We start from the raw sequence: 21,889 nt of genomic DNA, 5'->3' as shown, positions 1-21,889 counted from the left end.
GGCCGGGATTTTGGGGCGAAGCCAACCGGGCCGGCTTAAACTAAACATTATGTCAAGCGTAAAAGAATTCTCTGTTGAGGAAAAGCTCACCTCCCTGGTGACCCTCCAAAAAGTTGAATCGAAGTTGGACGAGTACAAGATCCTGAAAGGCGAGCTTCCGATGGAAGTAAGCGACCTGGAAGACGAGATCACGGGTCTTCATGCCCGTCAGACGCGCGTAGAGGAAGAGATCAACGGTATCCAGGAATTCATCAATCAAAAGAAAGAGGCTATCAAAGAAGCTGATACGCTGATCAAGAAGTACGATAAACAAAGCCAGAACGTAAAGAACAGCCGCGAATTCGAGGCGATCAACAAAGAGATCGAGATGCAGCAGCTGGAAGTCAAGCTGGCCGAGAAGCATATCAAGGATGCCAACGAGGAGATCGCCGAGAAGGTGTTGCTGCTCGAAAAGGCGAAGAAGAACATCGGCAGCAAGGAGTCCGTGTTGAAGAACAAGAAGGACGAGCTGGATAAGATCATCGCAACCACAGAGAAGGAAGAAAAGCATTTCACCAAACTTTCGCAGGAAGCGCGCGAAAAGGTGGAACCCCGGCTGCTTCACTCCTATGACCGTATCCGGAGCAACTACCGGAACGGACTGGCCGTTGTCCCGGTGTTGCGGGATGCCTGCGGCGGCTGCTTCAATGCCATCCCGCCCCAGCGTCAGAGCGAGATCCGCCAGCGCAAAAAGATCATCGTTTGCGAAAACTGCGGCCGGATCCTGGTAGACAATGAGCTGAACGATGCCGTTGAGGTTAAATAAACTTGCGCTTGTCGCCTGCTTATTCTTCCCCATTTTAAGCATAGGACAAAAGCATTACGATTTCAATAGTACTTGCCGCCAGGCCTACCGGTCCATAATTGCGATGCGATTGGATGAGGGAAGCCGCCTGTTGGAAATTGAAAAGAAAAGGGATCCGAATAATCTGATCCCTTTTTTTCTTGATAACTATATCGATTTCTTTCAACTTTTTTTTAATGAAGATGCCGGGCAATATGCTGCCTGGAAGGACCGGCTCGACCAGCGCCTCGAGTTGATGAGCCTTGGCCCTGAGTCTTCCCCTTTCCATCTTTTCACCCGGAGCGTGCTCCATTTCCAATGGGCCGCGATCCAGATCAAGTTCGGCAATAACTGGGATGCAGGTTGGGATTTTCGCCGCAGCTTCCTGCAGAGCCGGGATTGTGCCAGGCGGTTCCAGGAGTTCAGCGCTGCTGGGATGCTTAGCGGCGCCATGCAGGTCGTGGCCGGGACGATCCCCGACGGCTATAAATGGCTGAGCGGCCTCTTGGGGATCCGTGGGAGCATTGGGAACGGGATGCAGCAGCTGGAGCGGTTTCTGGCGATGAATGATGAATGGGCGGAACTATACCGGGATGAGGCCACGTTCTATTATCTCTATTTAAAATTCTACATTCAGAACAAGCCGGAGGAGGTATTCACTTATATCCATCTACGTCAGCTTGATATCCGCAGCAACCACCTGTATACCTATCTCTACGCCAACCTTTGCATCAATGATCATAAGAGTGCCCAGGCCTTGCAGGCGATGCGACAGATGAACAATGGGCCCGGCTACCTGGATATGCCAGTCTGGGACCTGGAGATGGGTTATGCCAGCCTTAATCATCTCGAACCCGGGGCAGCCTTGTACCTCGAGCGATTCCTTCGACGTTTTAAAGGGAGGTTCTATGTGCGGGACGCCTTGCTGAAGCTTTCCTGGTACTACTATCTGAAAGACGAACAACCCCATGCCGACAGCTGCCGCCTGCAGATACTTCGAAGGGGTGGCGCAGACGCGGATGCCGACCGACAGGCCTTGAAGGAGGCGAAGAGCGGGAAGTGGCCCAACAAGCTGTTGTTGCAGGCCCGACTGCTTAGCGACGGTGGATATTTTGACGAGGCTTTGCAGTTGTTGCAGGGAACGAGCAGCTCCGGTTTTTCGACGGCAGAAGAAAAATGCGAATATGCCTACCGGCTTGGGCGGATCTATGACGGGCTTGGCCGGAACGATGAAGCAATAGAGGCCTATCTTACCACTGTCAAAACGGGGCAGCGGCTTCGGGAGTATTATGCAGCAAGGGCGGCGCTGCAGATCGGATATATTTATGAACAGCGTGGGGATAAAATGCGGGCGGTGTCGTTTTTTGAAAAGTGCCTTTCCCTTAAGGATCATGATTATAAGAATTCTCTCGACCAGCGGGCGAAGGCGGGGCTTGCGAGGTGTAAAGGTGAATAGCACGAAATTTCCTTAATTTGCCCTTCGTATGCTACAGAGGATACAAATACAGAACTATGCCATCATCGATGCGCTTAGTATCGACTTTTCCCAACGACTGAATATCATCACCGGGGAAACGGGCGCGGGTAAATCCATTCTGATGGGGGCGCTTTCGCTGATCCTTGGGGACCGGGCCGATTCGGCCGTGCTATTGCAACGTGACAAGAAGTGTGTTGTGGAAGGTGTTTTTGCGTTAGCGGGTAAGAAGGAGGCTGCGGCTTTCTTTGCCGCTCACGACCTGGATGGAGAGGATGAGGTTGTTATCCGGCGGGAGATCGCGCCTTCGGGCAAGTCAAGGGCCTTTGTAAACGATACCCCGGTGAATCTGGAACAATTGCGAGGGTTGAGTTCGTTGTTGGTCGACCTACACCGGCAGTTTGACACGCTTGAGCTGGGCGAGTCGGATTTTCAAAGGGAGGTATTGGATGCCCTGGCGGGGCAGGGGAATCTGCTGGAAGAGTATCGAGGCATCTACCGGGAATACCAGGCCGCATCCCGGGAGCTGGCCACGTTAAAGGAGCAGCAGGCGCAGTTCAATAAAGAGCTTGACTATAACAAGTTCCTTTTTGACGAGTTGAGCGATGCGAACCTTCGCGAGAACGAACTGGAGGAACTGGACCAGGAACTGAAAATCCTGAATAATTCGGAAGGCATTAAGACCGCGCTATCCAAGGTATATTATGAATTGAAGGAGGGTGAGCAGCCCCTGCTGCAGCAGCTGAAGACCTTGCAGCATTCATTGGCGGGTTTTGCGACCTACCATCCGGAGTTGTCGGGTCTTGCGGGTCGGATGTCTTCGGCACAGATAGAGTTGCAGGACATCGCGGGGGAAGTGGACCGGATCAACGAAGAGGTAGGATATGATCCGAAGCGGATCGAGGAGATCAATGAGCGGCTTTCGGCAGGATATAAGCTGTTGAAGAAGCACGGGGTTCAGACGACGGGCGCCTTGCTGGAAATATATCGTCAGCTGGAACATAAACTAAAGGATTCCTTCCAGGTGGATGCGGGTATCGCCGCCGGGGAGAAAGAGGTAGCCCGGCTTTTGCAGGAGGTGAAGAAAAGGGCAGCGGTGCTGTCGAAGAACCGACAAGCTCAGACCGGGCCGCTGGAAGATAAGGTCAATAAATTGCTCAAGCAGGTTGGAATGCCCAATGCTCGACTGAAGGTGCAGATATCGCCGGCGGGTTTGGATGCATTCGGAGGCGATGCGATCGAGTTTCTTTTCGATGCGAACAAGAGCGACCGGTTTGAGCCGATCCGTAAAGTCGCGTCGGGCGGTGAGTTGAGCCGGCTGATGCTTTGTATCAAGTCGCTTGTGGCGGAGTCGATCGATCTGCCGACGCTGATATTCGATGAGATCGATACGGGGATCTCGGGAGAGGCGGCAAGACAGGTGGGGATCATCCTGAAGGGGCTTGCCAAAAAGCGGCAGGTGATTTGTATCACGCACCAGCCGCAGATCGCCGGGAAGGCCGATGCGCACTATTTTGTTTACAAGGCTGTCAAAGGCGAGGCTATCCAAACCAATATCCGTCTGCTGAACCAGGATGAGCGGATCACTGCTATCGCGCAGATGCTGAGCGGGGAGAAGCCTACGGCGGCGGCGCTGGAGAATGCCCGGGAGATGGTTTTGGGATAACGATGATGAGATTGCGATCACTATTGATATTACTGGTTATCGGGCTGGCTCTCGTACCGGCGTTCTATCTCAACCGATGGCTGCAGCGGATGATGCGCCCCCGCGAGGCGGCGGCGCGCTTCTTTCTTTATATAATGGCGAATTTTTTGCTGATCGTTGTGTATACTATCCTGGTGGTGGGCCTGATCGTGCGGTTGTTTGGGCGATAAAATCTATATTTGGGCCTCAAAATTCAATCTATGGCATATAACCTGCTTAATGGGAAAAAAGGGATCATATTCGGGGCGCTGGATGAGAACTCCATTGCCTGGCGGACGGCGTTAAAGTGTTATGAAGAGGGTGCGCAGCTCGTGCTGACGAATGCGCCGGTGGCCCTGCGGATGGGGGAGATCAATAAGCTGGCCGAGGCGGTAAAGGCTCCGGTGATCGGCGCGGATGTGACGAATATGGACGATCTGAAGAAATTATTCGAAGAGTCGATGAAGCATTTTGGCGGGGGCATCGATTTTGTCCTACATTCCATTGGAATGAGCCTGAATATGCGGAAGGGTAAGAGTTATACGGAGATCGACTATGAATGGAATAAGAAGACGCTGGATATTTCGGCGATGTCTTTGCATCGCGTGTTGAGGACGGCCTGGGATCTGGATGCCCTGAACGAAGGCGCAAGCGTCGTTGCGCTGACCTATATCGCGGCGCAGCGGGTGTTCCCGGACTATAATGAAATGGCGGATGCCAAGGCATTGTTGGAGAGTGTGACCCGGAGTTTTGGATATAATTATGGAATAAAGAAGAAGGTTCGCGTGAATACCGTTTCACAGTCGCCGACCCGAACGACGGCGGGTAGCGGCGTCAAGGGATTTGACGGCTTTATTTCCTATGCGGAAAAGATGAGTCCGTTAGGGAATGCTACGGGCGATCAGTGTGCCGACTATTGTGTGACGCTGTTCAGCGATCTGACGAAGATGGTGACGATGCAGAATCTATTTCACGATGGCGGATTCTCTTCGACCGGGGTTACGGCAGAGGTGATCGAGCAGATGGAGAAATAGTTAACGAAAAAGCGCCCCGCCGGGGCGCTTTTTTATGGATTTTAGTATTCATCCTCGTTGAAAAAGAAATCTTCCTGGCTGGGATAGTCAGGCCAGATGTCGTCGATGCCTTCGTAGATCTCGCCTTCGTCCTCGAGCTCCTGCAGATTCTCTACGACTTCGATAGGGGCACCGGAACGAATTGCGTAGTCGATCAATTCATCCTTGGTAGCCGGCCAGGGGGCGTCTTCGAGATAGCTTGCCAGTTCAAGTGTCCAAAACATCGCTCTTAATTTTCCGCAAAAGTAATTTTTAAAATGATTTCACCAAATTTCTACTTTGCTAATTTAAGATGCCGGAGGCATCTTGTCCGAAGGACCGACATTAGCGGTTTGCGGGCAATGCGCTATTTTGCGCCGGGAAGCGTATTGCCCGCACATATTTTGGGTAGTAGGTTTGTGAACGCTGCAACCAAATTAATAGTATGTTAACAGCCAAGGGAATAGAAAAATATTACGGGAATCTGTGGGTTTTGAAGGGGGTGACGGTGGACATTGCGAAGGGGGAGATCGTGAGCATCGTCGGGCCTTCGGGGTCAGGTAAGAGCACTTTACTGCATATCCTTGGCACGCTGGATGTGCCGGCGAAGGGGGAAATTGTGCTGCGGAACAGGAAGATACACGATCTAAAAGGGAAACCTCTGGCGGCGTTTCGCAACAAACACATCGGTTTTGTCTTTCAATTCCATCACCTGCTGCCGGAGTTCAGCGCGCTGGAGAATGTTTGTATTCCCGGCTGGATCGCGGGACGGAAGAAGCGGGACGTGGAGGAGCGGGCGATGGAGCTGCTGAGGGTGCTTGGCGTGGACCACCGGAGCGATAACAAGCCAGGAGCCTTGTCAGGCGGCGAGCAGCAACGGGTGGCAGTGGCGAGGGCGCTGATAAACCAACCGGATATCGTCTTTGCGGATGAGCCGACGGGTAACCTCGATACTGCGAATGCGAAGGAGCTGCATCAGCTTTTCTTCGATCTCCGGGACCGGTTCCAGCAGACCTTTCTGATCGTTACGCATAATGAAGAGCTCGCTACGATGAGTGATCGCGTGTTGCATATGAAAGATGGGATGATGGTGGGCTGAGCTGGCGGTTGCTGCGTGGGCGATAGGTGGGTTAAATCCTTGGCTTCCAGGGTATTTCGGGGATGGACAGGCGGTGGCCGATAAAGCGGGCCAGCTGAAACAAATAATCACTTAAACGATTTAGGTATTGGAGGACGAGGGGTTCGACGGGCTCTTCGTCCCGGAGGCGGACGACGCAGCGTTCGGCGCGGCGGCAGACGCAACGGCAGACGTGTGCGGTGGAGACGGCGGGGTGGCCGCCGGGGAGGACGAAGGATTTCATGGGCGGGAGTTCGGCGTCCATGGCGTCGATGGCTTTTTCGAGGCCCTGGATGTCGGTTTCGCGGAGGTCGGGGATGGCGAATTTGGGTTCTTTTTCGGGGTCGCAGGCGAGGGAGGCGCCGATGGTGAAGAGGCGATCCTGTATCTCCCTTATCATGGTGGGAAAGGCGGGTGGAAGATGGTCGCCGAGGAGGCCGATGAAGGAATTGAGTTCGTCGATGGTGCCGTAGGCTTCGATACGGAGATGGCTTTTTGGCACTTTTGTGCCGCCGATGAGGGAGGTGGTGCCTTTGTCCCCTGTTTTTGTATAGATCCGGTTGGCCATGGCTATGTGGTGGCTGTCGCGGCGGCGCGGCGGCGATCGCTTTCTATTACCCCGTCGCGCAACCGCACGATGCGGTGGGCGTAGTTGGCGATGTCCTCTTCGTGGGTGACGAGGACGACGGTGTTGCCGGCGGCCTGGATCGCGGAGAAGATATCCATTATTTCGATGGAGGTCTTTGTATCGAGGTTACCGGTGGGTTCGTCGGCGAGGATGAGGGAGGGGTTGTTGATCAGGGCGCGGGCGATGGCGACGCGCTGGCTTTGTCCGCCGGAGAGCTCGTTGGGTTTGTGATGGCTGCGATCGCTTAAATTGACCTTCTCCAATACTGCCAACGCGCGTTCGATGCGCTGTTTTGGCGGTACCCCGGCATAGACGAGGGGCAGGGCGACGTTTTCAGCGGCGGTAAGACGGGGCAGCAGATTGAACTGCTGGAAGACGAAACCGATCTCGACGTTGCGCACGTCGGCGAGGTTATCGTCGGACATTTTGCTGACGTCCTGGCCGTTGAGCACGTATTTTCCCGAGGTGGGAGTGTCGAGACAGCCGAGGATATTCATGAGGGTGCTCTTCCCCGAACCCGAGGGACCCATCAGGGCGACGTATTCGTTCTTCATGATATCCAGGGAGACGCCTTTGAGAACCGGCAGGGCCTGCTTACCCATGAAGTAGCTTTTGTGGATATTGTCAAGGTGGATGATGGGTGTCATTATAGGTTGGTGGGGGGGTATTATTTTCGGATGACTTTGGGAACTTCGAAGTAAGTTCCGTCGGTGGAGGGTGCGACAGAGAGGGCCGCCTCGCGGGGGATGGAGCCCTGCAGGACGTCTTCCCGGAGCACATTGACCTCGGGGCTCATGTGCAGCAGGGGTTCGACGCCGGTAGTGTCCAGTTCGCCGAGCTTTTCCACGAAATGGATCATCTTCCGGAGGTCGTTCCTGATCGCCTCCTTTTCGGCGGTGTTGAATTCCAGGCGGGCGAGATTGGATAAATTGTCTATGAGGGCGTCGTTGACTTCCATGCCAATGCTTTGGGACAAAAATAGCTATCTTCGCGGTCCAATGGAAAAAAAGACTGATATTGTTATGAGCGGTATCCGGCCGACGGGGTTCCTGCACCTGGGGAACTATTTTGGCGCGGTTAGGAACTATGTGCGGATGCAGGATGCGTATACGTGTTATTTCATGGTGGCTGATCTTCATGCTCTTACCACGCTGAACGAGACCCGGGAGCTAAGGACGCATGTCCGGCGGGTGATGGCGGAGAATATCGCCTGCGGGTTGGACCCGGATAAGGTGGCTTTTTACTGTCAGAGCCATGTGCCGGAGACAGCTGAGCTCTACCTGTTTTTCAATATGATCGCTTATAAGGGAGAATTGGAAAAAACCCCCACTTTTAAGGATAAGGTGCGGTTGCAACCGAATAACGTGAATATGGGTCTGCTGACCTACCCGGTGCTGCAGGCGGCGGATATCCTGCTGCACCGGGCTACGCTGGTGCCTGTGGGTAAGGACCAGGAGCAGCACCTGGAAATTGCGCGTGACTATGCCCAGCGATTCAACCAGCGATACGGTCGTGACGTCTTTCCCGAGCCTTATGCCTTCAATTTCGGCGAGGCGCTGGCGAAGGTGCCGAGCCTGGATGGGGCGGGGAAGATGAGCAAGAGCGAGAACCAGATGGCGACGCTGTACCTGGCCGATAGCGATGATGCGATCCGCAAGAAGATCTCCAAGGCCAAGACCGATAGCGGCGGAGAACCGGGAGCGCCGATGCCGGATTCGGTGGCCAATCTTTTCCAGTTGTTGCGGCTGGTGGCGCCGGAGGATATGATCGCGAAGTTTGCGGCGGACTATGAAGCGGGGACGATCCGCTATGGGGATATGAAAAAAGAGCTGGCGGAAGGGATGGTCCGGTTCATCGCGCCTATTCGCGAGCGGGCGACGGACATCCAGAACGATGACGTATACCTGCGGCGGGTGATGGAGCAGGGGGCGGCAAAGGCGCGGGCCAGCGCGAAGGTGACGATTGAATTGGCCAAGGATGCCATAGGATTGAATTATATTTGACCAACGACTATGAATAAAAGCAAAAAGCCCAAACACATTGCCGTTGCGGGGAACATCGGCGCCGGCAAAACGACGCTGACGGAGATGCTGAGCAAGCACTATAAGTGGATCCCGCAGTTCGAGGATGTGGACCATAATCCGTATCTGAATGATTTTTATGAGGACATGCCGCGCTGGTCGTTCAATCTGCAGATCTTCTTCCTGAACAGCCGGTTGAATCAGCTGCTGGAGATACATACGGGGACGGAAACGGTGATCCAGGACCGGACCATCTACGAGGATGCGCATATCTTTGCGCCGAACCTGCATGAGATGGGGCTGATGAGCAAGCGGGACTACAATAACTATTTCCAGTTCTTCCAAACGTTGAAGCGGATGGTGCAGCCGCCGGACCTGCTGATCTATTTACAGGGGTCGGTGCCGACGCTGGTGGCGCAAATACAGAAGCGGGGACGGGAGTATGAGGAGAATATCCGGCTGGACTATCTGAAGCGGCTGAACGATTTTTATAATAAGTGGATCGAGGGATACAAGGAGGGGCCGCTGCTGATCGTGGATATTGATAAGAATAAGTTTCCGGAGAATGAGGAGCATTTGGGGGAGATCATTACGCGTATTGACTCGCAGTTGTACGGGCTGTTCTAGAGCGGCGGCCTGCGGCTGCCGCGGGCAATAAAAAAACCCCATCGTGGGATGGAGTTAGTTTTGGCAAACAATCGAAGACTGTGTAAAAAAGTGCTGCCAAGCTCAGTTTTTTTCCGGACAAAACAAAATTTTTAGCCTTATTTTTTTGGCGTAGGTGCGGCGGACAGGATCTCGGCATCGACGCCGTCCGCGTATTTTCCGAAGTTTTTGAGGAACCAGCCCGCGACTTCGTCGGCCATCCGGTCATAGGCCCCGGGGTCGGGCCAGGTATTGCGGGGGTTGAGGAGCCCGGCGGGGACGCCGGGACAGCTGAGGGGCATGGCCATGCCGAAAACGGGATGGGGCGTGTATTCCACCGCGTCGAGGGCGCCTTCGAGGGCGGCCGTGATCATGGCGCGGGTGTAGGCCAGGGAGATACGGCTACCCTTGCCGAAGACGCCCCCCGACCAGCCCGTGTTGATCATCCAGACTTTTACGTTGTGCTGTTTCATCTTTGCGCCCAGCAGCTGGGCGTATTGTCCGGGGTGCAGGGGCAGGAAGGGGGCGCCGAAGCAGGCACTGAATGTTGGTTTTGGTTCGGTGATGCCGGTTTCCGTCCCTGCGACCTTGGCGGTGTACCCGGAAATGAACTGATACATGGCCTGGCCCGGAGTGAGGCGGGAGATGGGCGGCAACACTCCGTAGGCATCGCAGGTGAGGAAGAAAATGTTCTTTGGCGTCGGGCCAAGCGAAGGCTCGAGCGCGTTGCTGATATAACTCAACGGGTAGCTTACGCGGGTGTTCTCGGTGATGGAGCCATCTTCGAAATTGATCTTATCGGTTTCGGGATAGAACCGGACGTTCTCGACCAGCGCGCCGGGACGGATGGACCGATAGATCTCGGGCTCCTTGTCCTCTTTGAGATTGATGCATTTTGCATAGCAACCGCCTTCGAAATTAAAAATACTGTCGGCGGTCCACCCATGTTCGTCGTCGCCGATGAGCTGGCGGCGCGGGTCGGCGCTGAGCGTTGTCTTACCTGTTCCACTGAGCCCGAAGAAGATCGCGGTGTCTCCCCTGGGACCTCGGTTGGCGCTGCAGTGCATGCTGAGCACTTTCTTTTCGCGGGGCAGGAGATAGTTCAGGATCGTAAATATCGACTTCTTGGTCTCGCCGGTGTAGCCCGTGCCGGCGATGAGGATCAGCTTAAGACGGAAGGAGATAACGACCGCATTGGAGCTGCGGGTGCCGCACAGGGCGGCGTCGAGCTGCAGGCCCGGCGCAGAGAGGATCTGCCAGTCGGGGCGAAAAGTCTCGAGCTCCTCCTCGGTGGGGCGGAGGAACATATTGTATGCAAAGAGGTTTGTACTGGCGAGCTCGTTGATGACGCGGAGATTCAGACGATACTGGGGATGAGCGCAGACACAACAGTCACGGACGAAGAGCTCGGGGAGGGCGTTGAGGTATTGGGTGATGGACTTGAAGATCTTGTCGAAGTGGGGGGCGTCGAGGGGTTGGTTAAAATCGTTCCAATGAATAGTGCCGGCCGTGATCTCATCTTTGACGATATACCTGTCTTTTGGGCTTCGCCCGGTGAAAGCGCCGGTTTTGATGACGAGTGCGCCGGTGTCGTTGAGGACGCCTTCTTTGCGGCGGAGGGCGTGACGGACGAGTTCATGGGGTTGGAGCTGGTAGTGTAGAGAGTCGGTAATCTTCAGGCCCAGGCGGACGAGATGGTCCGTGGGGATGACAAAAACAGGCACTGACATATGTTGAGCTATCGTTTGTTTATACAAAGCTAAAATTAAAATATTTTATAGCAAGGGCCTGGCGGGCTGCTTGATTAGAGATTATCAAATTACGGGGGTCATTGGTTAAAATATTGCTAAACTAACAATTGTTAGTTTTGGCCCGGTTTATGAAAATCCCGGTTTTGGTGATCAATCCATAAATTTGTCGGACTATGAGGTATTTTCCCAATAATCCGGGGTTGTTTGCGGAGAACCGGCGGCGGTTTGTGGCGGGGATGGGTGTCGGCGGCGGCGTTGGCAGCGGCGGCGGTATTGCGATCTTTGCGAGTAACGACGAGATGCCGGCGAATGGCGATGCGCATTATCCGTTCCGGCAGAGCAGTGACTTGTTCTGGCTTACGGGCGTTTGGCAGGAGGACACGATGTTGGTGCTGTTCCCGGGGCACCCGGAACCGAAGTACCGGGAGGTGCTGGTGCTGGTGCGGCCGAATGCGTTGAAGGAGAAGTGGGACGGGAAACGGCTAAGTGCCGAGGAGGGGAAGGCTATTTCGGGCATTTCGACGGTGCTGTGGGCGGACATGCTGGACACGCTGCTGCCGCAGTGGATACATATGGCCGATAGTATCTATCTCAACTCGAACGAGAACGACCGGCGGAGGGGGCCGCTTATTTCGCGGGAATATCGACTGATCGACGAACTGCGTTCGCGGTTCCCATTGCATACGCTGCGGAGGGCGGCGCCTATTTTACGGGAGCTGCGCGCCATCAAATCGCCTGCCGAGGTAGAACTGATGCAGAGGGCGGCGGACATTACGGGTGAGACGTTCCGGCATCTCTTGCATTTTATCCGGCCGGGGGTGATGGAATACGAGATCGAGGCGGAGATCTGGCGGGGGTTCGTCTCGCGACGGAGCCTGGGTCCGGCTTACGAAAGCATCGTGGCGAGCGGCGACTCGGCGCGGGTCCTCCACTACATTGCGAACAACGGCGAGTGCCGCGACGGCGAACTGGTGCTGCTGGATTTCGGGGCTTTGTATGGGGGATATGCCGCGGATTTGACGCGAACGGTGCCGGTGAATGGGCGGTTTACGAAACGGCAGGCGGAGGTATACAATGCCTGCCTGGCGGTGCACAATTTTGCGAAAGGCTTGCTGCGGCCGGGCCTGCTGCCCGCCGACTATACGCGGCAGGTGGGTGAGGAAATGAGCCGGCAACTGGTCAGGATCGGCCTGCTGACGACCGCGGATATTGCAAATGCGGGGGTGGACGGCCCGGCGCCGCACTCCAAATATTTCTATCACGGGGTTTCGCATCACCTGGGGATCGATGTGCATGACCTGGGGCCAAGGCATGAGCCGTTTCGGGAGGGGATGGTGCTGACGGTGGAACCGGGTATCTATATCGAGGAGGAAAAGATGGGGATGCGGATAGAGAATGATGTATGGATCGGCGTGAACGGGAATCTGGACTTGATGGCGGGTGTACCTATTACGGTCGAAGAGATCGAGAGTGTTATGGCGCACGGGCGGCATGTTGTTTAGGATCGAATAATTTACTGTAATTTTCGGGCATGAAGTATATACCCAACCTTTTCACCCTGTTGAACTTGTTCTTTGGCTGTATTGCGGTGATCCTGGTCCTTCAGAACGGCATTGCCGTGATGAGCTTCGGCGATGGCACCCAATACATCAATATGCCGGAGCGGGTGTGTTGGGCCTCGTTGTTCATGGGGCTGGCGGGGCTGGTGGATTTCTTCGACGGATTTGTCGCGCGACTCTTCAAGGCGACCTCGCCGATGGGTAAACAGCTGGATTCACTGGCGGACCTGGTGAGCTTTGGCGTGGCACCGGGGATGATCCTGTATCAACTGCTGCGGCTGAGCTTTGCGGAGCAACCGGATGGACTGGATGTTTCGGTGGGCTGGTTGCTGCCGGCGCTGATCTTTCCTTGCTGTGCCGCCTACCGGTTGGCGCGGTTCAATATCGATGAGACCCAGGTCTATGGATTCAAGGGCATGCCGGCGCCGGCCGCGGGTTTGCTGATCGCGTCGCTGCCGTTGATCGGTTGGTATGCGACCAGCGAGAAAGTGAGGGCATTGGTGACGAACCGATGGGTGCTGTATGGACTGATCGTGGTGGTGGGCTGGTTGATGGTGAGTAAGTTGCCGTTGATGGCGCTGAAGTTCAAGGATTATGGACTTCGAAATAACTGGCCGAAGGTGCTGTTGCTGGTGCTGGCGGTGCTGGCGGCTGTGTTTTTGAAGTGGCTGGCGGTGCCGGTGGTGTTCATCTTTTATATTATTGTATCTTTGGTCGCTAAAGAGAAGACAGTATGATTTATACGGTTCAGGTAAAAGTTATGCCTTTAAAGGAATTGTTGGACCCGCAAGGGAAGGCGGTGATGGGTGGTTTGCAGAATCTGGGTATTCGAAGTGTGAGCGATGTGCGCATTGGGAAGAATATCCATCTGCAGATCGAAGCGGCTTCGGCGGATGAAGCGAAAAAGATAGCGGAGGAGGCCGGGAAGAAATTGCTTGCGAATCCCGTTATGGAATACTTTGAGATATCTGTCAATTAACAATTGTTTTGCTTTATATCGTTCCATCTCCCATTGGGAATTTGCAGGATATCACGCTCAGGGCGCTGGAAGTGCTGAAGAGTGTGGACCTGATCCTGGCAGAGGATACGCGGAACTCTTCGAGGTTGCTGAACCATTATCAAATCGTCAAGCCGCTTTCGCCCTACCATCAACACAATGAGCACCGGGTGTTGGCGCATCTGGCCGATCAGTTGTTGTTGGGCAAGAAGATGGCTATGCTGACGGATGCGGGGACACCGGGTGTATCAGACCCGGCTTTTTTATTGGTGCGGGAGTGTATCCGGATCGGGGTCAAAGTGGAGTGCCTGCCGGGGGCGACGGCCTTTGTGCCGGCGCTGGTGAACAGCGGCCTGCCGATGAACCGGTTCTGCTTTGAAGGGTTCCTGCCGCCGAAGAAGGGACGGCAGACGTTGCTGAAGCAGCTGGCGTTGGAGGAGCGGACGATCGTGTTGTATGAATCACCGTTGCGGTTGGTGAAGACGTTGGAGGAGCTGGCGGGATACTTTGGGGCGGATCGGCATTGCTGTGTGAGCAGGGAGTTGACGAAGGTCTTCGAGGAGAATCGCCGGGGAGGGTTGAAGGAGGTGTCCGAACATTTTAAAGAAAAGGGTGTAAAGGGAGAAATTGTCATTGTTATCGAGGGGGTGAGTGGGAAGCGGCGGGCAGCGGTGGAGGCGCTGGAGCGGGGGGATGTGTCGGAGGGATCGGAGCGGGCGGAGGATGTTGATGAGGTGGATGAGGCCGAGCTGGGGGGCGAGGGATGAGGAAATAAACCTAAAATATACTTTTATGAAGAAGATCGTATTTCTGTCGCTTTTCTGCGGGGCATTGTTTACGGCTCACGCGCAGTTTCGTAGCGTTCCGGCCGTGGTGACGGATTCGTTCAAGGCGAAGTATCCGCATGCGTCGGCAGTGAGCTGGTCGGATAAGTTGCTGGCCGGGAGCTTCCAGGCGAGCTTCACGGAGGGAAAGGATAAATTCGTGGCCCGGTTTGGCAACAACGGCGAATGGCAATGGTCGACGAAGAAGATCACGAAGGACGAGTTGCCGGCGGCGGTGAAGGATGGACTGGCGAAGAGCAAGTATGCCGGGGCCGAGTGGGAGGTGAAGACGGTGACGATAAAATTCATGCCGGGCAATACTGTACAGTATTTGCTATTCGTGGAGAAGAGCGACCTTAATAAGAAGAACCTGACGTTTAGCTCCGAGGGACAACTGTTAAAAGATTCGAGTACACTATGATAAAAACGATAATGATTGCCGGGATGCTGATCCTGGGATTTTGCGCCGGGGCTTCGGCACAGCCGGACCGGTGGCAGCAACGGGTGAAGTATACCATGACGGTGGATGTGGATGTGAACACGAACCGGTTCACAGGGAGCCAGACGCTTGTCTACACGAACAATTCACCGGACACGTTGAAGAAGGTGTTCTACCATCTTTACTGGAACGCGTTCCAACCGGGGTCGATGATGGATACCCGTAGCCGGGAGTTGGGGAAGATCGTTTATTCTTCCGGGCGCCGGGGTGGAGGCGAGCAACGGGACTGGGACAGCCGGGTGAAGGATCGCATCCTGAATCTGAAGCCGGATGAAATTGGTTACCAGCATGTGCTGGCATTGACGATGAACGGGGCGCCGGTGAAATATAAAGAAGAAGAGACGATTTTGGAGGCGGAGCTGCCCAGGCCGATCCTGCCGCACGCGACGGTAAGCTTCCAGATGAAGTTCGAGGCGCAGGTGCCGTTACAGATCCGGCGGAGCGGGAGGGACAATCCGCAGACCGGCGTCAGGTACAGCATGAGCCAGTGGTACCCGAAGATGTGCGAATATGATTATGAGGGCTGGCATCCGACGCCGTATGTGGCGCGGGAGTTCTATGGGGTATGGGGTGATTATGATGTGACGATCAAGATCGACAAACGATATATCCTTGGCGGGACGGGGTATTTGGAGAATGCGGCGGCGATTGGCTATGGATATGAGTCGGCGGGGACGAAGGTGGTGCGGCCGGCGGGCGATAGGCTGACCTGGCATTTTTGGGCGCCGGAGGTGCATGATTTCATGTGGGCGGCCGATCCGGATTATAAGCATTTGGTGCGACACGTTCCGGGCGGACCGACGATCAATGTGCTTTATAAGAACGCGAGCGGGGATGCGCGGCAGGATACGCTTTGGACGAACCTGGCGGATGCGGCGGTGATGGTGCTCCCTTTTATCGAGAAGCATTTCGGGAAGTATCCTTACAAACAGTATTCTTTTGTTCATGGGGGTGATGGCGGGATGGAATACCCGATGAGCACGCTGCTGGTGGGACCTTCGCTGGGCGGTGCGTTCCACGAATGGATGCATAGCTGGTACCAGGGCATGCTGGGGACGAATGAGTCGATGTATCCCTGGATGGACGAAGGGTTTACGACGTATGCGGAGGGGGAAGTGAGCGCCTACTACCATGAGGAGATGCTGAAGAGGAACCCGGACAATAGGTATTGGCAGGATCAGGTGGCGAAGGACCGGCAGCTGCCGCTGCATCAAAGCGGGTCGTACAGCTCGTATTTCGCGTTGCAACGGAGCGGGTTGCAGGAGCCGTTGACGACGCACGCCGACCATTTCAATACGAATTTCGCGTATAGTATTGCGTCGTATTCGATGGGGGCGATGTTTATCGACCAGCTGGGATATATTGTCGGCGACCCGGTGCGGGATGCGATTCTGCTGGAGTATTACCGGGAGTGGAGGTTCAAGCATCCGAATGCGAGCGATTTTCTGCGGATTGCGGAGAAGGTGAGCGGGATGAAGCTGGATTGGTACCGGGAGTATTGGATCAATACGACCAAGACGATCGATTTTGGGATCGACAGTCTTTGGGAGGAGAATGGGAAGTCGAATATCCGGCTGAAGATGGTGGGGCAGATGCCGATGCCGTTGGATGTGCTGATAACGTATAAGGATGGGTCTAAGGAGATGGCCTATATTCCGCAATACCTGATGTTTGGGGCGAAGGAGGCGGAGGATGCGTCGGTGCCGCGGACGGTATTTGAGCCGTGGAAGTGGACGAGTCCGACGTATACGTTTACGGTGAACCGTAAGTTGTTGGATATGAAGATTGTGGAGATTGATCCAAGCCAGCGGATGGCGGATGTGGATCGAAAGAATAATAAACTCGAACTCAATTGGTAAAGCGAAGGCCGGTCTTGCGACCGGCCTTTTGCTGAAATAAGGTGTAATGACTAACGGATTTGATTATTAGCAACCCCCGGCAAAGGTATGTGCCCCTGGAGGGTAAAACAATACCACTTTGTGGTACTATCTGCCGTAAAACTTGTTGATGGCCTCGACACGGTTGTTCACATGTAGTTTTTCGTATATATGATAGACATGTTTGCGGACTGTTTCCTGGCTGATATAGAGACGGGCGGCTATTTCTTTGTAGAGCATTCCCTGGGCGAGGAGTTCGAGGATCTCGTTCTCGCGGTTGGAGAGGATGCTGATGGTCTTTGCGGAGGCGCTGGCGGCGCCGGCTCCGGGGTCGGAGGGGCCTTTGACCTGGAAGGCGTTGACGACTTTGCGGGCTATTTGGGAGCTCATAGGCGCGCCGCCTTCGTGCAGCTCGCGAAGGGAGTCGAGGAGCTTGCCGGGGGCCGTCTTTTTGAGGATATAGCCGTTGGCGCCTGCCTTTAGGGCTTCGAATATTTTTTCGTCCTCTTCATAGATGGTACACATCATGAAAAGTATTTCCGGGTATTGCGGTTTCAGCTGACGGACGCAATCGATGCCACTCTCTCCATCTCCCAGATTAATGTCCATGAGGACTACGTTGGGTCTTGCCTCGGGAATCTTCTGCAGGGCTTCTTCTGCGTCGGCGTAGGAGCCGGCCAGGGTGTAGCCATCTGCCATCAGGATGATCTGTTCGAGGGCAGAGCGGATGTCTTTGTTGTCATCTACAATGCAAACAGATATTGTCATGGGGCAAAGGTCCGGTCCTTTGGCGAGATGGCAATACCACATTGTGGTAATTTTCAATAGGGGACGTTGAGGAGGTATTTTTCGCGGAATTCACTGAGAGGGAAGAGCTCATAGACTTCCATGATGCGGGGGCGGGTGTTGCTTTCCGATATTTCGGCGGCGAGGTCGCCGCCTTTGAGGCAGATGAGGCCCGAGGGGTTGCCGGGGCGGGGTTTGCGGAGGAGGGGGCGGGACCAGGCGTGGAGATGTTTCAGGGGGGCGACGGCGCGGGAGACGGCGAGGTCGAATTTGCGATCCTTTATGTCTTCGGCGCGGGTATGCCGTGTCGTTACATTGGTGAGGCCGGTGGCCTCGCGGACGGCGTCGACGACCTTGAGCTTTTTGCCGATGCTGTCGACGAGGTGGAATTTTGTTTGGGGGAAGAAGATGGCCAGCGGGATGCCGGGGAAGCCGCCGCCGGTGCCGATGTCGATGACCTCCATGCCGGGGGCGAAGGTGAAGGCCGCGGCGATGGCCAGGGAATGGAGGACATGCTTCTCATAGAGGCTGTCGATGTCTTTGCGCGAGATGACGTTGATCTTTGCGTTCCACTCTTTGTAGAGGGGACCGAGCGCTTCGAGCTGTTGCAGCTGCGCCGGGGTGAAGTCCGAGAAGTACTGCAGGACTATTTCCAGGCCTTTGGGCGTTTCCATAACGAGGTCGAGAAGATGAGATAATAGGCGAACATCCAGATATCGAGGAGCCACCACCAGGGAAAGAGGTCTTCTTCGCCGAGCTTGCGCATGGCTTTGTGGAAGATGAATCCCTGGGTGATCGATCGAACGCCGAACAGGATAAGGGCGATGCGCCAGTCGAAGAAGAGGCTGGCGATGAGCAGCGGATAGAAGAGGACGTGGGTGGCGGAATAGAGTCCGAGCAGGAATTTATGAATGGGTTTGTAGTACCTGGCGGTAGTGTAGTGGCGGGTCTTCTGGCGATACCATTCGGGGAAGGTCTTTTTGGGTTCGGAGAGGGTGAAGGTATCGGGGTCCACGACGATGGCGGTGTTGTCCTTTGTGGCCACCTTGTTGATGAAGAGATCGTCGTCGCCGCCGGGGACGTGGTTGAGTGCGGAGAAGCCTTTGTTGCGGAAGAACAGGTCTTTTTTATACGAGAGGTTGCGGCCGACGCCCATATAGGGATAGCCGGCGAGGGCGTAGGAGAAATATTGCAGGGCGGTGTGGAAGGTGTCGAAGCGGATGATCTTGTTGAGGAAGCCGGGGCTTTTTTTATAGGGGCTATAGCCGAGGACGACTTCGACCCCGTCGATGTATGCGTCCTGCATCTTCTGGATCCAGAACTCGGTGGCGGGGATACAGTCGGCATCGGTGAGCAGGACGATCTCGTGCTGGGCTTCCTTGATGCCCATGCTGAGCGGGTATTTCTTACCGGGGATGCCGAGGGCTTCGTGTTCGAGGTTTACGATATGGAGGCCCTTAAAGGTCTTTTTAAATTCGTCCAGCAGGTAGCGTGTTTCGTCCTGGCTGTTGTGGTTGACGACCATGATCTCGTGGGTGCTGGGATATCGTTGGGCGAGGGCTCCCGGGAGATGGGTGACGAGGCGGGCGGCTTCGTCGCGGGCGCAGATGATGACGCTGACGGGGTGTTGTTGGGAATGTTCTTTTGGTGGGGGGGAATAGAACGCCAGCCTTCTGAAGAACCAACCGTAGTAGAATAATTGTACCAGGGTGATCAAGCAAAAAAGGGTGAAAAACAGTTCGAGCCAGGGGAAACTCCGGAATATTGTCATAGTGGTTTACGTGGCGAAAATACAAATTTGGGTGTAATTTGCGCCCTTTGAAATATGGGAGCGTTAACATTTGCATTGGAAGGGGGGGCGCCGGGGTCGGTGGCCCGGGCGGGGCGGATCACCACCGATCACGGGGAGATCGCGACGCCGATCTTTATGCCCGTCGGGACGGTGGGGAGTGTAAAGGCCGTGTCGCAGCAGCAGCTGAAGGAGGAAGTGCAGGCGCAGATCATATTGGGAAACACTTACCACCTGTACTTGCGGCCGGGGCTGGAGGTGCTGGAGAAGGCGGGGGGGCTGCACCGGTTCAATGGCTGGGACCGGCCGATTCTGACGGATAGCGGGGGGTATCAGGTGTTCTCGCTTTCGGGTACGAGGAAGATACAGGAAGAGGGAGTTGTCTTTCAATCCCATATCGACGGCAGCCGGCATTTGTTCAGCCCCGAGAAGGTGATGGACATCCAGCGGACGATCGGGGGGGATATCGCGATGGCCTTCGACGAGTGTCCGCCTTATCCCTGTGAACGTAATTATGCGGAGAGATCGATGCACCTGACGCATCGCTGGCTGGACCGGTGCTGGACGCATTTTCACCAGACCCCTGACAAATACGGGTATACGCAGAACCTTTTTCCGATCGTGCAGGGCAGCGTGTTTCCCGAGCTGCGGAAGGCGTCCTGCGAATACGTGGCCAGCAAGGGTGCGGTGGGGAATGCGATCGGGGGGCTTTCGGTGGGCGAACCGGAGGAGGAGATGTATTCGATTTGCGCGGCCTGCTGTGATGCGTTGCCGGCGGACCGGCCGCGGTACCTGATGGGTGTGGGGACGCCCTGGAATATCCTGGAGTGTATCGACCGGGGAGTGGATATGTTCGACTGTGTGCTGCCGACGCGGAACGGGCGGAATGCGATGCTTTTTACTTCCAGGGGGGTGATCAATATCGATAATAAGAAATGGGAACTGGACTTCTCGCCGATTGACGACGGCATTGGGTGCGCTTTCAGCGCTTATTATTCGAAGGCCTATTTGCGGCACCTGGTAAAGGCGAAGGAGATACTGGGGTTGACGATCGCGAGCGTGCATAACCTGGCATTTTACCTGTGGTTGGTGGGTGAGGCGCGGAAACATATCCTGGCGGGGGATTTTGCGGGTTGGAAACGGGAGCAGGTGGAAGTGTTAAAACAGCGGCTGTAGGGTTGTTTGATGCGGGAAAATGGGGGATATGAAGTAAATTGCGGCGGCCGCACAACATATGATCAAGCTGCTCGATCGATACATATTAAAAAAATTCCTGGGTACCTTCATTTTTACGATGCTGGTGATCACCGTGATTGCGGTGGTGATAGATACGAGCGAGAAGGCGGATGACTTTGTGCGAAGCGGGTTGAATGCGAAGCAGCTGATCATGCTGTATTATATCGGGTTCATTCCGTTCATCATGTCGATGATCTATCCGCTGATGGTCTTTATCGCGGTGATCTATTTTACGAGCAAGCTGGCGGGAAGGAGCGAGATCATTGCGATTCTCGCGGGTGGGGTGAAGTTCAACCGGATGCTGCGGCCATATATTATCGGATCGGTGTTCCTGTCGCTGATCTTCTGGCTGGCGAGCCAGTATTTCATTCCCAAGGCCAACGAGATCCGCACGGATTTCCAGGCCGTTTATGTGGACCGGAACAGCAGTTACAACGGAGATCCTTACAAGAACAGCAATTTTTACCTGCGGGTGGACCCGGTGACCTTTGTCGGGTTCCGCTATTACGATACGCTGAACAAGGTGGCGACGAATTTCTTTCTTCAGAAGCTTAAGGGGAATAAGGTGACCTATAATATCCGGGCGGAGTCGGTGCGCTGGGATCCGGCCAAAAAGGATTGGAAGCTGACGTCGGTGGTGGAGCGGACGATCGATGGGGTGCATGAGACGCTGAAGCGGCAGGATACATTGCATGTCAATCTGAACGTACAACCCAAAGAACTGCGACGGGACGATTACCTGAAAGACAAGCTGACGACACCTGAGCTCCATCAATTCATCCACATGGAGGAATTGCGGGGTTCGGAAGGATTGAATACGTACAAGGTGGAGTTGTATCACCGGGATGCGACGCCTTTTTCGGTGATCATCATGGCGATCATCGGGGCGATCATTGCGTGCCGGAAGATCCGTGGCGGCAGCGGGCTTCACCTGGCGGTGGGGATCGTGCTGGCGGCGATCTTTGTAGTGATGGATAAATTTTCGGTTACCTTTTCCACGAAGGGGAATATGCCACCGATCCTGGCGGCGTGGTTGCCGAATATTATTTTTAGCGGAGTCGCGTGTGGATTGTATATAAAAACGCCAAAATAAACGTTTTGTAGTGTACATTTACGAACAATAACAG

Annotated in this window: 24 protein-coding genes; 16 read left to right on the top strand and 8 right to left on the bottom strand. The window is 54.9% G+C overall.

From position 1 onward, the window contains the following. Positions 1-49 precede the first annotated feature (49 nt). The 5 genes from VHE34_RS07510 (at position 50) to VHE34_RS07490 (ending at position 5,015) form a co-directional block, all read left to right on the top strand. Positions 50-805, top strand: a complete 756-nt coding sequence (locus VHE34_RS07510) for a zinc ribbon domain-containing protein (RefSeq protein ID WP_325586299.1) — start codon at positions 50-52, stop codon at positions 803-805. 109 nt (positions 806-914) lie between these two features. Beyond that, on the top strand, positions 915-2,279 hold the full coding sequence (locus VHE34_RS07505; RefSeq protein WP_325586296.1) for a hypothetical protein: 1,365 nt from the start codon (positions 915-917) through the stop codon (positions 2,277-2,279). A 28-nt stretch (positions 2,280-2,307) separates the two neighbouring features. Continuing rightward, positions 2,308-3,963: a DNA repair protein RecN gene (recN, locus tag VHE34_RS07500; RefSeq protein ID WP_325586294.1), complete on the top strand. Its 1,656-nt coding sequence runs from the start codon at positions 2,308-2,310 to the stop codon at positions 3,961-3,963. A gap of 2 nt (positions 3,964-3,965) precedes the next feature. Continuing rightward, the gene (locus VHE34_RS07495; protein WP_325586292.1) at positions 3,966-4,172 is read left to right on the top strand and encodes a hypothetical protein; all 207 of its coding nucleotides are present in this window, start codon (positions 3,966-3,968) and stop codon (positions 4,170-4,172) included. Between the two features lie 30 nt (positions 4,173-4,202). Continuing rightward, positions 4,203-5,015, top strand: a complete 813-nt coding sequence (locus VHE34_RS07490) for an enoyl-ACP reductase FabI (RefSeq protein ID WP_325586290.1) — start codon at positions 4,203-4,205, stop codon at positions 5,013-5,015. Positions 5,016-5,056: 41 nt separating this feature from the next. On the opposite strand, the gene VHE34_RS07485 is transcribed toward VHE34_RS07490, so the two are convergent. Further along, the gene (locus tag VHE34_RS07485; RefSeq protein ID WP_039131553.1) at positions 5,057-5,278 is read right to left on the bottom strand and encodes a DUF2795 domain-containing protein; all 222 of its coding nucleotides are present in this window, start codon (positions 5,276-5,278) and stop codon (positions 5,057-5,059) included. 200 nt (positions 5,279-5,478) lie between these two features. On the opposite strand from VHE34_RS07485, the gene VHE34_RS07480 reads away from it, so the two are divergent. After that, positions 5,479-6,132, top strand: coding sequence for an ABC transporter ATP-binding protein (locus tag VHE34_RS07480; protein WP_325586283.1), 654 nt, complete (start codon positions 5,479-5,481; stop codon positions 6,130-6,132). 31 nt (positions 6,133-6,163) lie between these two features. Here the strand turns inward: VHE34_RS07480 and VHE34_RS07475 are convergent, their stop codons facing one another. Genes VHE34_RS07475 through gatC form a run of 3 tightly spaced genes read right to left on the bottom strand, consistent with a single transcriptional unit; the run spans position 6,164 to position 7,736 of the window. Then, the gene (locus VHE34_RS07475; RefSeq protein ID WP_325586281.1) at positions 6,164-6,718 is read right to left on the bottom strand and encodes a cob(I)yrinic acid a,c-diamide adenosyltransferase; all 555 of its coding nucleotides are present in this window, start codon (positions 6,716-6,718) and stop codon (positions 6,164-6,166) included. Positions 6,719-6,720: 2 nt separating this feature from the next. Continuing rightward, the gene (locus tag VHE34_RS07470; RefSeq protein ID WP_325586279.1) at positions 6,721-7,425 is read right to left on the bottom strand and encodes an ABC transporter ATP-binding protein; all 705 of its coding nucleotides are present in this window, start codon (positions 7,423-7,425) and stop codon (positions 6,721-6,723) included. Between the two features lie 20 nt (positions 7,426-7,445). After that, on the bottom strand, positions 7,446-7,736 hold the full coding sequence (gene gatC, locus VHE34_RS07465; protein WP_325586277.1) for an Asp-tRNA(Asn)/Glu-tRNA(Gln) amidotransferase subunit GatC: 291 nt from the start codon (positions 7,734-7,736) through the stop codon (positions 7,446-7,448). 40 nt (positions 7,737-7,776) lie between these two features. Between gatC and trpS the strand changes: the two genes are divergently transcribed. Continuing rightward, the gene (gene trpS / locus VHE34_RS07460) at positions 7,777-8,781 is read left to right on the top strand and encodes a tryptophan--tRNA ligase (RefSeq protein WP_325586275.1); all 1,005 of its coding nucleotides are present in this window, start codon (positions 7,777-7,779) and stop codon (positions 8,779-8,781) included. Positions 8,782-8,790: 9 nt separating this feature from the next. Beyond that, the gene (locus tag VHE34_RS07455) at positions 8,791-9,426 is read left to right on the top strand and encodes a deoxynucleoside kinase (protein WP_325586273.1); all 636 of its coding nucleotides are present in this window, start codon (positions 8,791-8,793) and stop codon (positions 9,424-9,426) included. A 137-nt stretch (positions 9,427-9,563) separates the two neighbouring features. Here the strand turns inward: VHE34_RS07455 and pckA are convergent, their stop codons facing one another. Continuing rightward, entirely contained in the window at positions 9,564-11,174 is a 1,611-nt protein-coding gene (gene pckA / locus VHE34_RS07450) for a phosphoenolpyruvate carboxykinase (ATP) (protein ID WP_325586271.1), read from the bottom strand. Between the two features lie 194 nt (positions 11,175-11,368). Between pckA and VHE34_RS07445 the strand changes: the two genes are divergently transcribed. The 6 genes from VHE34_RS07445 to VHE34_RS07420 are packed head-to-tail and all read left to right on the top strand — an operon-like array spanning position 11,369 to position 16,933. Then, a complete protein-coding gene (locus tag VHE34_RS07445) occupies positions 11,369-12,697 on the top strand; it encodes an aminopeptidase P N-terminal domain-containing protein (protein ID WP_325586269.1) in 1,329 nt (442 codons plus the stop codon). A gap of 29 nt (positions 12,698-12,726) precedes the next feature. Further along, a complete protein-coding gene (locus VHE34_RS07440) occupies positions 12,727-13,491 on the top strand; it encodes a CDP-alcohol phosphatidyltransferase family protein (RefSeq protein WP_325586267.1) in 765 nt (254 codons plus the stop codon). After that, a complete protein-coding gene (gene purS / locus VHE34_RS07435; protein ID WP_325586265.1) occupies positions 13,488-13,733 on the top strand; it encodes a phosphoribosylformylglycinamidine synthase subunit PurS in 246 nt (81 codons plus the stop codon). Before VHE34_RS07440 ends, purS begins: the two co-directional genes overlap by 4 nt. An 8-nt stretch (positions 13,734-13,741) precedes the next feature. After that, positions 13,742-14,518, top strand: a complete 777-nt coding sequence (rsmI, locus tag VHE34_RS07430) for a 16S rRNA (cytidine(1402)-2'-O)-methyltransferase (protein ID WP_325586263.1) — start codon at positions 13,742-13,744, stop codon at positions 14,516-14,518. 25 nt (positions 14,519-14,543) lie between these two features. Further along, positions 14,544-14,996 carry a PepSY-like domain-containing protein gene (locus VHE34_RS07425; protein WP_325586261.1) on the top strand — a complete coding sequence of 151 codons (453 nt, stop codon included), beginning with the start codon at positions 14,544-14,546 and terminating at the stop codon, positions 14,994-14,996. After that, entirely contained in the window at positions 14,993-16,933 is a 1,941-nt protein-coding gene (locus VHE34_RS07420; RefSeq protein ID WP_325586259.1) for a M1 family metallopeptidase, read from the top strand. Before VHE34_RS07425 ends, VHE34_RS07420 begins: the two co-directional genes overlap by 4 nt. A gap of 126 nt (positions 16,934-17,059) precedes the next feature. Here VHE34_RS07420 and VHE34_RS07415 read toward each other — a convergent pair whose 3' ends face one another. Genes VHE34_RS07415 through VHE34_RS07405 form a run of 3 tightly spaced genes read right to left on the bottom strand, consistent with a single transcriptional unit; the run spans position 17,060 to position 19,508 of the window. Beyond that, positions 17,060-17,719 carry a response regulator transcription factor gene (locus VHE34_RS07415; RefSeq protein ID WP_325586257.1) on the bottom strand — a complete coding sequence of 220 codons (660 nt, stop codon included), beginning with the start codon at positions 17,717-17,719 and terminating at the stop codon, positions 17,060-17,062. 53 nt (positions 17,720-17,772) lie between these two features. Beyond that, positions 17,773-18,411, bottom strand: coding sequence for a 16S rRNA (guanine(527)-N(7))-methyltransferase RsmG (gene rsmG / locus VHE34_RS07410; protein WP_325586255.1), 639 nt, complete (start codon positions 18,409-18,411; stop codon positions 17,773-17,775). Next, a complete protein-coding gene (locus tag VHE34_RS07405; RefSeq protein ID WP_325586253.1) occupies positions 18,384-19,508 on the bottom strand; it encodes a glycosyltransferase in 1,125 nt (374 codons plus the stop codon). Before VHE34_RS07405 ends, rsmG begins: the two co-directional genes overlap by 28 nt. Positions 19,509-19,562: 54 nt before the next feature. Between VHE34_RS07405 and tgt the strand changes: the two genes are divergently transcribed. Both tgt and VHE34_RS07395 read left to right on the top strand, forming a co-directional pair. After that, positions 19,563-20,702 carry a tRNA guanosine(34) transglycosylase Tgt gene (gene tgt / locus VHE34_RS07400; RefSeq protein ID WP_325586251.1) on the top strand — a complete coding sequence of 380 codons (1,140 nt, stop codon included), beginning with the start codon at positions 19,563-19,565 and terminating at the stop codon, positions 20,700-20,702. Positions 20,703-20,760: 58 nt separating this feature from the next. Beyond that, positions 20,761-21,855, top strand: coding sequence for an LptF/LptG family permease (locus VHE34_RS07395; RefSeq protein WP_325586249.1), 1,095 nt, complete (start codon positions 20,761-20,763; stop codon positions 21,853-21,855). Positions 21,856-21,889 lie beyond the last annotated feature (34 nt).

This window comes from Puia sp., from assembly GCF_035546395.1.
Classification (GTDB): domain Bacteria; phylum Bacteroidota; class Bacteroidia; order Chitinophagales; family Chitinophagaceae; genus Puia.
Note: the sequence above shows the minus strand (reverse complement) of the source record. Positions and strands in the feature narration are given on the sequence as shown.

Coding starts and splice junctions, on each gene's coding strand:
- VHE34_RS07440 (WP_325586267.1), top strand. CDS start 12,727: ATGAAGTATATACCCAACCTTTTCACCCTGTTGAACTTGTTCTTTGGC.
- VHE34_RS07490 (WP_325586290.1), top strand. CDS start 4,203: ATGGCATATAACCTGCTTAATGGGAAAAAAGGGATCATATTCGGGGCG.
- VHE34_RS07415 (WP_325586257.1), bottom strand. CDS start 17,719: ATGACAATATCTGTTTGCATTGTAGATGACAACAAAGACATCCGCTCT.
- VHE34_RS07445 (WP_325586269.1), top strand. CDS start 11,369: ATGAGGTATTTTCCCAATAATCCGGGGTTGTTTGCGGAGAACCGGCGG.
- gatC (WP_325586277.1), bottom strand. CDS start 7,736: ATGGAAGTCAACGACGCCCTCATAGACAATTTATCCAATCTCGCCCGC.
- tgt (WP_325586251.1), top strand. CDS start 19,563: ATGGGAGCGTTAACATTTGCATTGGAAGGGGGGGCGCCGGGGTCGGTG.
- VHE34_RS07470 (WP_325586279.1), bottom strand. CDS start 7,425: ATGACACCCATCATCCACCTTGACAATATCCACAAAAGCTACTTCATG.
- VHE34_RS07395 (WP_325586249.1), top strand. CDS start 20,761: ATGATCAAGCTGCTCGATCGATACATATTAAAAAAATTCCTGGGTACC.
- VHE34_RS07420 (WP_325586259.1), top strand. CDS start 14,993: ATGATAAAAACGATAATGATTGCCGGGATGCTGATCCTGGGATTTTGC.
- VHE34_RS07425 (WP_325586261.1), top strand. CDS start 14,544: ATGAAGAAGATCGTATTTCTGTCGCTTTTCTGCGGGGCATTGTTTACG.
- VHE34_RS07405 (WP_325586253.1), bottom strand. CDS start 19,508: ATGACAATATTCCGGAGTTTCCCCTGGCTCGAACTGTTTTTCACCCTT.
- VHE34_RS07510 (WP_325586299.1), top strand. CDS start 50: ATGTCAAGCGTAAAAGAATTCTCTGTTGAGGAAAAGCTCACCTCCCTG.
- VHE34_RS07480 (WP_325586283.1), top strand. CDS start 5,479: ATGTTAACAGCCAAGGGAATAGAAAAATATTACGGGAATCTGTGGGTT.
- VHE34_RS07485 (WP_039131553.1), bottom strand. CDS start 5,278: ATGTTTTGGACACTTGAACTGGCAAGCTATCTCGAAGACGCCCCCTGG.
- purS (WP_325586265.1), top strand. CDS start 13,488: ATGATTTATACGGTTCAGGTAAAAGTTATGCCTTTAAAGGAATTGTTG.
- VHE34_RS07455 (WP_325586273.1), top strand. CDS start 8,791: ATGAATAAAAGCAAAAAGCCCAAACACATTGCCGTTGCGGGGAACATC.
- VHE34_RS07475 (WP_325586281.1), bottom strand. CDS start 6,718: ATGGCCAACCGGATCTATACAAAAACAGGGGACAAAGGCACCACCTCC.
- pckA (WP_325586271.1), bottom strand. CDS start 11,174: ATGTCAGTGCCTGTTTTTGTCATCCCCACGGACCATCTCGTCCGCCTG.
- VHE34_RS07495 (WP_325586292.1), top strand. CDS start 3,966: ATGATGAGATTGCGATCACTATTGATATTACTGGTTATCGGGCTGGCT.
- rsmG (WP_325586255.1), bottom strand. CDS start 18,411: ATGGAAACGCCCAAAGGCCTGGAAATAGTCCTGCAGTACTTCTCGGAC.
- recN (WP_325586294.1), top strand. CDS start 2,308: ATGCTACAGAGGATACAAATACAGAACTATGCCATCATCGATGCGCTT.
- trpS (WP_325586275.1), top strand. CDS start 7,777: ATGGAAAAAAAGACTGATATTGTTATGAGCGGTATCCGGCCGACGGGG.